The sequence below is a fragment of the Bacillus sp. OV322 genome (assembly GCF_900112495.1).
Taxonomy (GTDB): Bacteria; Bacillota; Bacilli; order Bacillales; family DSM-1321; genus Peribacillus.
The window spans coordinates 252,049-264,084 of sequence record NZ_FOMA01000003.1 but is presented as its reverse complement, the minus strand read 5'-3'; the positions used below and the strand labels follow the sequence as shown (position 1 = coordinate 264,084).

The window sequence follows — 12,036 nt, the reverse complement described above, 5'->3', positions numbered from 1 at the left end:
ACTGGCCGGCTGATATCGTTTTTTACGCAGCTGCTTTTTTGGAAGTATCGGTTTTGATGAATTTCAATACAATGAGAACCAGAACGATCCCTATTATTCCTGCGGTGATATAGCTAATATTAAGAAAGTGTCCCATGACCAAAGACATGACAGGAGGACCTGCAGCGACACCGATAAATCGTGCGGAACTGTAAAATGAAGAAATGGTTCCTCTTTCCTCTTTCTCAATGTTTTCTGTGATCATGGCATCAAGTGTAGGCAGCAATGCGCCAATTGCGATTCCCACCACACTGGTGACAGCTAACAAGATGAAAAGCTTTTCTACTGTAAAGCCAACAAAAACCACGCTGATAGACATGGCAATCAGACAGATTATCATGATTTTTTTCATCGCCGGCAGACTTCCTTTGATGTTTCTTCCTGCAATATATGATGATAAACACAGTAAAAAAAGCGGTATGGCAAGGACAAAGCCTTTTTTTACCCCATGCAGATCGTGAATTTTTTCCAAATTGTCGGAAAGAAAAAACAGCACTCCGAACAAAATCAGCATGACAAAAATGCCGACAAGAAATATTGTATAAAGCCATCTTCCTTCATCTTTAAACGTTTTTTTCGTATTATGAAGAAACTCCTTGAATTCTTTGGGTTTATCCTTTTCTTTTGGAACCTTGATAAAGAAAAATACAAGGATGATGGAAATCAAACTAAAAAATGAAATTGAAAAAAACGGCAAAAACCATAAAAACGCTGCAAATAAAGAACCTAATATTGGACTTAAAACCTTTCCGAATGTATTGGAGGTTTCAATGATTCCCAGGCAGGAACTCGTTTTTTCGTCATCGTCTTTATACAAATCCCCTACCAGCGGCAGGATGATCGGTGATGCGCCAGAAGCTCCGATTCCCTGTAAAACCCGGCCAATGATAATCCAGGTATATGGATTTTCCATTTTCCACGAAGCATATCCTGCTATTAGTCCGCCAATAAGTGCGAGGATAAGACTAGGCAGAATTACAAGCTTCCTCCCATACCGGTCAGATAAATATCCTGCTACAGGAATCAGAAAGATGGAAGCGATGGAATAGCTGGTAATGACCATACTGGACTGAAAAGAAGTGATTCCCACCTTTTTTTCAAATATCGGCAGCACTGGAATAAGCATGGAATTCCCAAGAGTCATGACAAGCGGTATCGAGGCCATGCTTATGATGCACCATACCGAAACTTTGCTATCCTTGCACTCCTTATTTTCCATATAGACACCTCATTTAAGTTAATACCTGTATGGTGTCCTAATGATGGTTATTTTAAGCGGAAATGCTATCTGTAAAAATCCGTAAATCTTTTTTAAAGTCACTGAATGTATTTCACCTTCGCTGAAACGTTTCTTAACGATTGCTGTTCTGTACGCGAAACCTTTGTTTTCTGGAGCCTAAGGAGCCTCCTGCTGGTTTAGCGGCTCCAGGCGAAGTTGTTTGAGACTCACCCCTCATCCTGGAGCAGACACTCGCCGCCTTCTTATAAAACAGGAAAGATTACGAAAACAGTCTTAGGATACGTCCCTTATAAAAGCCCCTATCATTAAATGAATGAAAATCCTAAAGTTTATCCAAAATAAATAACATGAAACAACGGTCAATCTGGTTATGAAGATCATATATTTTTATAAGCAAACAAAACAAAATTTCAGCCATTCCAAATGACTGCATCTTTCCTTTCCATAAAAAGTTAAGGAAATAATTTGACAGTTCAAACTACGCCTGTTACAATATATTCCAATAAAAGCATACAAATTCGTTGATGAGAAAGAGTAGCGTTTCAACTTGATCCGCAGAGAGCTGACATTTTGGTGCAAGTCAGTGTTCAAGTGATACGTGAATATCCTCTCTGAGAAGCTGGACCGAACTTTAAAGTAAGTCCAGCCGGGAGTCTGCCGTTACAAGGAACACGTATGATTGTACGTTGCTAAGTGCTATTGACCGGAATCAATAGAATTAGGGTGGTAACGCGGTTAACCCCGTCCCTTACTTGGGACGGGGTTTTTTGTATTTTTTTATATTTTATTCTGTATAGGAGCGATATTCATGAAGGCTGATGAAGCTAAGGAAACGGTTGTACAGCGTGAGGAACGCATCCGTAATTATTGGACAGAAGAAAATACATTTAAACAATCTGTTCAGTTAAGAGAAGGAAAGATACCTTTTGTTTTTTATGAAGGACCGCCAACTGCAAATGGTCTTCCCCATGTCGGCCATGCCTTTGGACGGACAATTAAAGATGTTGTAGCACGCTACAAGACCATGCAGGGTTTCTTCGTTGCAAGAAAGGCAGGCTGGGATACACATGGTCTTCCTGTCGAGCTTGGCGTTGAGAAACAACTCGATATTTCAGGGAAACAAGACATTGAACGCTATGGAGTGGAGCGTTTTATTAATAAATGCAAGGAAAGTGTATTTATCTACGAGAAAAAATGGCGTTCCTTTACCGAAGAATTAGGTTATTGGGTAGATATGGACAGTCCGTATCTGACGTTAAGCAATGATTATATAGAGAGCGTTTGGAATATTTTAAGTAAGGTTCAAAAAGACGGATTACTGTATAAAGGACATCGCGTTTCCCCATATTGCCCTAGCTGCCAAACCACTTTAAGCTCCCATGAAGTAGCACAGGGCTACAAAGATGTAAAAGATCTATCGGCTACCGTAAAATTTAAACGTCTTGATGCAGATAATGAATATTTCTTAGGCTGGACAACAACGCCGTGGACGCTGCCTGCCAATGCTGCACTTGCTGTGAATCCAGAAATCACATACGTTCGTGTTCAAAAAGAAAATGTGATTTATATTGTTGCAAAATCTATGGCAGGAAAAGTTCTTGGCGATCAAGTGACGATTTTAAGTGAGCATAAGGGCCTTGAATTCGAAGGAATCAATTATGCCCCGCCGTTCGATTATGTGACGATTGAAAAAGGACATTATATAGTATTAGCAGATTATGTTACAGATGATAGCGGAACAGGCATTGTCCATATTGCCCCGGCTTACGGTGAAGACGATTATAAAACGGTTCAGCAGAATGGGATATCCTTTATCAATGTAGTCGATCAACAAGGCCGATATACTGCCGATGTGACAGATCTAACCGGAAGATTTGTGAAAGATTGTGACGTGGATATTATTAAAATGCTTTCTGATCGAGGTATACTTTTTCACAAGGAAAAATATGAACATAGCTACCCGCATTGCTGGAGGTGTGATTCTCCTTTACTCTACTATGCAACGGATAGCTGGTTTATTAAGATGTCCGCTTTAAAGGATACAATGCTTGCGAACAACGCAACTGTTAATTGGTATCCTGAGCATATTAAAGACGGACGCTTTGGACATTTTCTTGAAAATCTTATGGATTGGAATATAAGCAGGAACCGATACTGGGGCACACCTCTAAATGTTTGGGTATGTTCTGTTTGTCATCATGAAGAAGCTCCGGGCAGTATCAAAGAATTACAAAGATTAGCGGCGGCTCCACTGCCTGATGATATCGAGCTGCACAAACCATATATTGATGAGGTACAGTGCATCTGTCCGAAATGTAATGGTGCCATGCAGCGGACGCCTGAAGTTATTGATGTTTGGTTTGATAGCGGATCGATGCCATTCGCACAGTATCACTATCCATTCGGAAACAGAGAAAAATTCGAATCTCAATTCCCTGCAGATGTCGTAATTGAGGGAATTGACCAGACGAGAGGATTTTTCTATAGCCTGCTCGCTGTCTCTGCCCTGTTCACAGGAAAAGCACCTTATAAAAACGTCCTGTCGCTTGGCCATGTACTCGATGAAAATGGACAAAAAATGTCGAAGAGCAAAGGAAATGCTTTAGATCCTGTTGAACTTATAGAGGAATTTGGCGCAGACGCACTTCGCTTTGCCTTCTTAGCCGATAGTTCACCATGGAATCCAAAACGCTTTTCAAAGAAAATTGTGCAAGATACAAAATCAAAATTGATTGATACGTTAGATAATACCTATAAATTTTATGCTATGTACGCTAAAATAGATGGCTTTGTGTATGATGGACAGCAAACGGGAAAGAAAACAATATTAGACGAATGGATTCTTTCCCGCCTGAACAGTACAGTTAAACTTGTTAATAGCTGCATGGATCGTTATCAATTTACTCAAGCAACTCGGGAAATTGCATCCTTAGTAGATGAATTAAGCAATTGGTATGTGCGCCGTTCAAGAAATCGTTTTTGGGCATCTGGACTTTCAGATGATAAACAAGCAGCTTATTCAACACTATTTGAAACACTTACCGCAATATGCCGCTTGTTAGCACCTTTTTCACCATATGCTTCTGAGGATATCCATTTAAAATTAAATCAAACTAGTGTTCACTTGCAGGACTATCCACAAGCTGATGATTCAATGATTAATCACGAGTTAGAGACAGACATGAAAATGATCTTGAAAATAGTGGAACTTGGCCGCAGTATCCGTAATGCTAAAAACTTGAAGGTGAAGCAGCCACTTCAGCAATTAATTGTGTGGCATAATCAGGGAAAGCATGCTTTAACCCCCTATTCAGGCATTATTAAAGACGAGTTAAATGTCAAAGATGTTGTTTATACAGATGATTTATCACAATACCAATCCACCATCTTTAAACTGAATTTCAAAACTGCTGGTGCTTCATTCGGCAAATTGGTTAACATGGTAAAGGAATATGTGGATCAGATACCAGATGCCGAAAAAAAATCCTTATTAGATAAGGGACATCTGCAAATTAATCTAAAAGGACAAACGGTAACACTGGAGAAAGAGCACATTCATATCGAATATCAAGTTGCTTCTGGTTTTGTGATGGCTGGTGATGAGCATGTAAAAGCAATATTGGATGTAACGCTTACTCCACAGCTTGCAGAAGAAGGTCAGGTTAGGGAATTAATACGAGCCATACAGGATACCCGAAAAAAATTAGATCTGCCAGTCGAAGAATATATCGCAATCAACATTTCAGCAATCGATGATGTAAAAGAAAAAATTCAGCGTTTTGAGGAACTAATTAAAGAAAATATCCTTGTTCACAACATAAGCTATGAAAAACTGAACAACTCTAAACAGCAAATTGAAGTAAGATTTGGCGATGAGATAGCAAGAGTCTCATTGGAATATTAATTTTTCTAAAGAAAGCACTCCTGCAGTCTTATTTTGAAAGCTGCGGGAAGTGCTTTTTGACCGTTTTTAAGAAGAATCTTGCAGCTTTTCGAAGGAATCATACGGATGCCCTAAGAAATCGTGCAGATTGTTGAAGAAATCATGCGACTTTCTAAAAAAATCATACAGCTTCCCGAAAAAATCGTGCAGCTTGCCAGCGAACATTAATGTGGCTCGGCTCCAAACTCACCCAAAGCTCTTGCAAAACTTAATATTGCTCCTGTAAATCCCTTTTCATTTCTTATTAGCCATTACCTTTCCAAATAACACGCCTTAGATAATGATACAAAGGCAATCTCAATGGATATCCCGATAGAGTCCAAAAGCTATTTTCCATTTATGACTATTGTAATTTTTTAAATCCATACTTTTCTAACGTCTTCATTGATTGCTCATTTTGAAGATAATCATAGAATAGTTGGGTTTCTTTTGAGTGGGTACTATTCTTAATTACACCTGCTGGATATATGATTGGATCATGGGTGTTATCCATTGCAGTGGCTGCAATTTTAACCTTTTTAGAAGTTAATGCATCTGTTTTATAGACAATTCCTGCGTCAACATTGTTCGTCTCCACATATGTAAGCACTTGTCGAACATCTTTTCCAAATACGACTTTTCCTTCAATAGACTTCCAGACATTTAATTTATCCAACGTCTGCTTACCATATTGCCCGGCTGGAACAGACTCAGGAGTTCCAAGTGCGATTTTATCAGCCTTGGTAAGATCTTCAAATGTTTTAATTCCTTTAGTTGAATTTTTTGGTACAACCAAGACAAGATCATTACCTACTAAATTTTTTCCATTTTTCTCTTCAATCAGTCCTTCTAGAACTAACTTCTGAAACTTGTCCTCAGCAGCAGAAAAGAACAAATCAACAGGTGCTCCCTGAGAAATTTGCTGCTGTAAAGCTCCTGAAGCCCCAAAGTTATAATTTATAGTGACATTTGGGTGCTTCTTTTCATAATCCGCTTTAATATCCGTTAAGGCATCCTGCAAACTTGCCGCTGCTGAAATGGTTAATTCTACTTTCTTTTCAGAACCTGCTTGTTTCTTTTCTTCTGTTTTGTTGGATTGTTCTTTTGTTGAACAACCGGATAAGGCTAATAAAGCCAGCATCATCGTTAAGAATAAAAAATTTAATTTTTTCATCACACTCTCCCTTTCACTAATTATAACTAATTATAATTAGTTATAATTAGTTTGAACAGGAAATGATTTCGAATCCCATTTTCAATAGAGAATTTACTTTTCCAAACAACATTAAGTTAAAATAAAAGTGGAGGGGATTTTATGTCAAAGGAGCTTTCCTATACCATTGAAGAGGTTTCACAGTTCTTGAAAGTATCAAAATTAACCCTATATGACCTTGTCAAAAAAGGTGAAATGCCTGTGTTTCGTGTGGGAAGACAGATGAGGATTGATGCAAAAGACTTGGATAATTATATTAACAATCATAAAACCATTCAGGAGCCTTCTCATAAAAACCCTGTAAATGATCTCCGCCAGGATGGAACAAAGGATTACCATAATATTGTTATAAGCGGACAAGACCTAGTATTAGATATGCTGGGTAAACATATTGAGAAAAATTCATCCTTTAAGTCATTTAGGTCCTTTACCGGGAGTCTGAACAGCCTGATCTCTATGTACAACGGAGAAGGTGACATTGTTAGCTTGCATCTGTTTGATGGTGACACAGGAGAATATAACCTGCCTTATATAAAAAAAATCCTGGTTAGTACCCCTTTTATTTTAATTAATCTACTTTCAAGAAAAGCCGGTTTGTACGTAAAAAAAGGAAACCCTTTAAGTCTCACTTCATGGGTCGATCTTAACCGGGATGATGTGAAAATTATTAATAGAGAGAAAGGATCAGGGGCAAGGATTCTTCTTGATGAACAGCTCAGAATCAACAAAATCCCCTTCAGTAACATAAAAGGATATGAACATGAAGAAACCAGCCACCTAAGTGTTGCTTCAGCGGTTTCTTCTGGAATGGCAGATGCAGGTGTGGGAATTGAAAAAGCTGCCAAAATCGCTGGAATTGATTTTATCCCGTTAATTACAGAACAATATGACTTAGTCATATTAAAAACCCCTAAAACCGAAGGACTAATACGCTCTGTAAAAGCAATTCTATCCTCTATGCAATTTCAGTCGGAAGTAAAATCTTTAGGAGATTACGATACCTCACAGACAGGGAAAATAATATACGAAACATAGTAAAAGAAGGCTTCTTAATTGTAGAAGCCTTCTTTTTTAGCGTGTTCAATCTGCTTTTCCCTACTATAATTAATATATCTTGTTCCTTGAAAGGTTAATGTGCCGGTATCTCCTTCTGCAAGGATACCATACTCTTTGCCTGAAACATGAAATTCTGACCGGTCGCCACTCTCGAATTCAAATGTAATAAAGTAACTTGTTGAGGAGCTATGAAAGGGGGTATTTTGATCATGATGATGAGTATCTGTACTGACATTTGTCCGTTTAATTTTTACGACTGCCGGAACAGATAGGCGAGGGGATTCCTCATTCTTCTTCCATTGCCTAAGTCCCATGAATAAACCGGCAATTATTATGATGAAAACGATAACAGCAATACTACCTATAAATATCGGGACAGCCGTGAAAAGCCAATCCCCGCCTTCACCAGTATCAAACATTATTTATTCCTCCTTATAAATCCATTTATGCTTGAGCCAATTCCAGATCCACGATCTTCTTTCATCCATTTATCGATTCTAGGTGCACTTGTTTTTAGATATAAAAAAACACCCCTTTAGACAATATTATCCAAAGGGGTATTTATTCACAACCTTTTTATAACCATCGCAGCTTTATTTCAAAGCTGCACAAAAACAGGGATGCATAATTTTTACAAACCGCATTTTAATTGGGCGCCGCAATTTGTGCAGGTGTTGCAGCCGCCCATTTCCTGGACTTCACCTTTTCGGCAGACCGGGCAGGTGTTTCCTACTTCGGAGCCGATTGTCATATTTGTGGAACGAAGCTCATTGATGGTATCCACTAAGACTATTTTTTTCTTTTCCTGTGAAACAGGTTCTTCATATTGTTCTTCATCAAATGTATTTTCTTCGGCTTTAAGTGTCAATACCTGGCTGTCGCGGCTTCCATCAACATATACAGTTCCGCCTTTGGCACCGCCGTTATACAAGCGTTCGTATACCTTCTGAACCTGCTCTACATTGTAGCCTTTAGGAGCATTGACGGTTTTGCTGATGGAACTGTCAATCCAGCGCTGGATGATGCACTGTACGTCTGCATGTGCTTCAGGTGCAAGTTCCATGGCCGAAATAAACCATTTCGGCAAGTTGCCGGCGTCTGCCTCTGGATGCGCTGCAAGATATTCCTGGACAATATCCGCTTTAACCTCAATAAACTTGCCTAAGCGGCCGCTGCGGAAATAGGTGAATGAAAAATAAGGTTCAAGGCCTGTTGAAACGCCCACCATTGTTCCGGTGCTTCCTGTTGGCGCCACTGTCAGCAAGTGAGAATTGCGGATTCCGTATTTGATAATGTCTTCACGGATATCCTCAGGCATTTTTTTCATGAATCCTGACTGGATAAAAGCATTTCTTAACTCTAAAGTCTCTGCTTCAGTCGAACCAGTCAGGAACGGGAAACTTCCTTTTTCCTTCGCCAGCTCGATTGACGCCCTGTAAGCTGATACAGCAATTGTTTCAAACACTTTGTCAATCAGCACATTGCCTTCTTCGGAACCGTATTCTGTTTCACAGTAAATCAATAAATCATGCAGACCCATAACGCCAAGGCCAACCCTGCGCTCTCCAAGTGCCTGCTTTTTATTTTCTGCCAGGAAGTATGGAGTGGCATCAATTACGTTATCCTGCATCCTGACCCCAATTTCAACTGTCTGCTTCAGCTTTTCGAAATTGACGGTTTTATTTTCCTTATCCGCCATTTCAGCAAGGTTAACTGCAGCCAGGTTACATACAGAATAAGGAGCAAGAGGCTGTTCGCCGCACGGATTGGTTGCTACAACCTGCTGGCCATAGCTCTTTGCATTCGTCATGTCATTTGCATTGTCGATAAAGAAAATGCCTGGTTCAGCCGAATAAGTCGCACATATATTGATCAGGTTCCAAAGCTCTTTTGCCTGGATTTTTCTGTATACACGAACCTTCCTGCCGCGTTTTTCCCATTCGCGGACATCACCGACTTCATGCCATTCCCGGTTGTAAATTTCCATTTCTTCCGGGCTGTAACCTTCTGTATCCGGGAATCTCAGTTCATAGACTCCGTCGTTTTCAACAGCTTCCATAAATTCCTTTGTCAGGCAGACTGAAATATTTGCGCCAGTAAGGAATTCCTGGTTATGCACGCTGTAATTGCCGCCAGTCCTGATCTTTTCTTCCGCTTCCCTGATGATTTTATCATTAAATCCGCCCAATCCGGGAATATGCTTATAATTGATGATCCCCTGGTACATGGATTCTTCCTGCTCGCTAAGCGGAGTGAACTTCAGCTTTTCATTTGCATATTTCCTGATCGTCTCGTCCTCTGTATTTTCCATTAGATATCTGAGGATACGCGGGTTTTGCATCTTAGAAATGATGAACTCAATAATATCAGGATGCCAGTCAGCAAGCATAATCATTTGTGCGCCGCGCCTGCTTCCTCCCTGCTCAACAAGATGTGTCAGCTTTGCAATATCATCCAGCCATGAGACGGAGCCAGATGATTTTCCGTTCACGCCCTTTGCAAGAGCATTGCGAGGACGAAGCGTCGAACCATTCGTTCCCACACCGCCGCCGCGGCTCATGATTTCCATGACCTGCTTTCTATGCTCAGAGATGCCTTCACGGGAATCCTGGATAAAAGGCATAACATAGCAGTTGAAATAGGTTACATCTGTATTGGCGCCCGCACCATATAGCACCCTTCCAGCCGGAACAAAGTTCATGCTCGACAATTCCTGATAATATTTTTCAAACCATTCCTTCTGCTTATCTTCCGAAGCTTCTACAGAAACAAGGCCTGTCGCATTTCTTTTCGCAATTTGCTCATAAAAAACTTCGAGAGGTTTTTCAATAACATCAAGCGGACGGTTTACGATGCCAGTCTCCACTTCCTCCTGGGTGTCAAGCGAACCGCGGTACTCATCTTCAACCGAGACCTTCGCCTTTTTGTTTTCCCAATCGATGTCTGTAATATAGCCGAGCCCTCTTGCCGGAAATTTCGGATCTTCCTTGATTGTCAATACAACAAAATCCCCGATGGCCAATGTGATTTTCTCTGTATCCTTAAAGGCATAGCGGTCAAGCATGACAAGCCTTGACACTCCTTTATGGGCCGTATTCATTTCAGGCGTTACAGGATGAACCTGCGGAAATAAAGAAATATCCTTATTCAGCCTGTCCACATTTATTTTCCTCGTTTGGTTCATTATTACAGACATGATTCCCTCTCCTTTGTGTATCCATTTCTGACTTTAACTGTTCGAATCTATATGTAGTGCTGCTTTTGCCATTCGAATTAAAAAGTACCCTCAATTTATCATATTAAAACACCGAAATCAATATATAGTGTTCGAATTAACAAATTAACTACTATATATTGAATTTAGTTAGAGATAATTTCTTTTTGTCAAACTCCATAAAACCTCCAAGTAAAAGAAAAAGGAAGAAAAATATCGATTTTTGTTAGTTTTTGAAGGTATTTCGAACATTTCAGGAGTTGCTTTTTTATTAAGCTAAAAAAGCCTTTATTATCAATGATTTTTAAAATCCCTCAAAAAAAATAAATAATTTTTTTCGGGTTTACTTCCTGGCTGGAGGAAAATAAGACAAATAAAAAAAGCGGCCAATGCCGCTTTAAGTTATCTCATAAAATTCCAGTCATCGCTTTCATATTTGCTTTTGGCAATTTCATTCACTTCTGCAAGCTGTTCCTCTGATAGCTGATATGGCCGCAGATTGATGCCGAGTCCCTCAGCGAAACCCTTTTCAAAAGCCGTTTTTGCTTCTTCAAGGGAAATAGTCCGTCCCGCAATATCGTTAATGGCAACCGCCTTGCTTTTAAAGCTCTTCATCATTCTTTCCTTGAGCCTGTCACTTGAAAAGTTAAATAAGCTGAACAGTTTCTCATCTTCAAGATCCAATAAAATGGATCCATGCTGCAGAATCACGCCTTTTTGGCGCGTTTGTGCGCTGCCGGCCACTTTCCTGCCCTCCACCACAAGCTCATACCAGCTTGGTGCATCAAAACATACCGACGAACGCGGCTCCTTAAGGGCGTTCTTTTCTTTTTCTGTTCTGGGGACTGCGAAATACGCATCCAGCCCTAAATTTATAAACCCTTTAAGTATTCCTTCTGATATTACCCGGTAAGCCTCTGTTACATTTTTAGGCATATCCGGATATTCTTCATTCACGATGACGCTATATGTAAGTTCGTGTTCATGCAGGACAGCGCGGCCTCCAGTAGGCCGTCTTACAAAGCCAAGCCCCTGCTTTTTGACTTCTTCAAGATTAATTTCTTTTTCTGCTTTTTGGAAATATCCGATGGAAAGAGTGGCAGGATCCCAGCCATAAAACCGGATAATCGGCGGTATCTTCCCAGCACTGTGCCAGTTTAATAGTGCTTCATCCATGGCCATATTAAAGGATGGGGAGCAATTCCCGGAATCAATAAAGGCCCAAGTTTCCTTATTCATATATAACCCTCTTCACTGCTTATTATTCTATCCAATTGTAGTTTAACAAAATTGGCACTTAATAAAAAGGAAATAGCTTTATAGCAGGATAATGATAAACACTGGAAAAATCT

7 protein-coding genes and 1 other annotated feature are annotated in these 12,036 nt (G+C 39.9%); of the genes, 2 read left to right on the top strand and 5 right to left on the bottom strand.

Annotation, left to right across the window (positions count from 1 at the left end; genetic code table 11):
• Positions 1-22: 22 nt before the first annotated feature.
• Entirely contained in the window at positions 23-1,258 is a 1,236-nt protein-coding gene (locus tag BM126_RS09060; RefSeq protein ID WP_090989202.1) for an MFS transporter, read from the bottom strand.
• Positions 1,259-1,791: 533 nt separating this feature from the next.
• Positions 1,792-2,031: a binding site (T-box leader), on the top strand.
• Positions 2,032-2,087: 56 nt separating this feature from the next.
• On the opposite strand from BM126_RS09060, the gene ileS reads away from it, so the two are divergent.
• The gene (gene ileS, locus BM126_RS09055; protein ID WP_090989201.1) at positions 2,088-5,183 is read left to right on the top strand and encodes an isoleucine--tRNA ligase; all 3,096 of its coding nucleotides are present in this window, start codon (positions 2,088-2,090) and stop codon (positions 5,181-5,183) included.
• 382 nt (positions 5,184-5,565) lie between these two features.
• On the opposite strand, the gene modA is transcribed toward ileS, so the two are convergent.
• Positions 5,566-6,375, bottom strand: a complete 810-nt coding sequence (gene modA / locus BM126_RS09050; protein WP_090989200.1) for a molybdate ABC transporter substrate-binding protein — start codon at positions 6,373-6,375, stop codon at positions 5,566-5,568.
• 141 nt (positions 6,376-6,516) lie between these two features.
• Between modA and BM126_RS09045 the strand changes: the two genes are divergently transcribed.
• The gene (locus tag BM126_RS09045; protein ID WP_090989199.1) at positions 6,517-7,449 is read left to right on the top strand and encodes a substrate-binding domain-containing protein; all 933 of its coding nucleotides are present in this window, start codon (positions 6,517-6,519) and stop codon (positions 7,447-7,449) included.
• 14 nt (positions 7,450-7,463) lie between these two features.
• Here BM126_RS09045 and BM126_RS09040 read toward each other — a convergent pair whose 3' ends face one another.
• The 3 genes from BM126_RS09040 to BM126_RS09030 all read right to left on the bottom strand — a co-directional run bounded on the left by BM126_RS09040 (position 7,464) and on the right by BM126_RS09030 (position 11,923).
• Positions 7,464-7,889, bottom strand: a complete 426-nt coding sequence (locus BM126_RS09040) for a DUF2500 domain-containing protein (RefSeq protein ID WP_090989198.1) — start codon at positions 7,887-7,889, stop codon at positions 7,464-7,466.
• A 212-nt stretch (positions 7,890-8,101) separates the two neighbouring features.
• Positions 8,102-10,666: a vitamin B12-dependent ribonucleotide reductase gene (locus tag BM126_RS09035; RefSeq protein ID WP_090989197.1), complete on the bottom strand. Its 2,565-nt coding sequence runs from the start codon at positions 10,664-10,666 to the stop codon at positions 8,102-8,104.
• Positions 10,667-11,086: 420 nt separating this feature from the next.
• On the bottom strand, positions 11,087-11,923 hold the full coding sequence (locus BM126_RS09030; protein WP_090989196.1) for a lipoate--protein ligase family protein: 837 nt from the start codon (positions 11,921-11,923) through the stop codon (positions 11,087-11,089).
• Between the last annotated feature and the right edge of the window lie 113 nt (positions 11,924-12,036).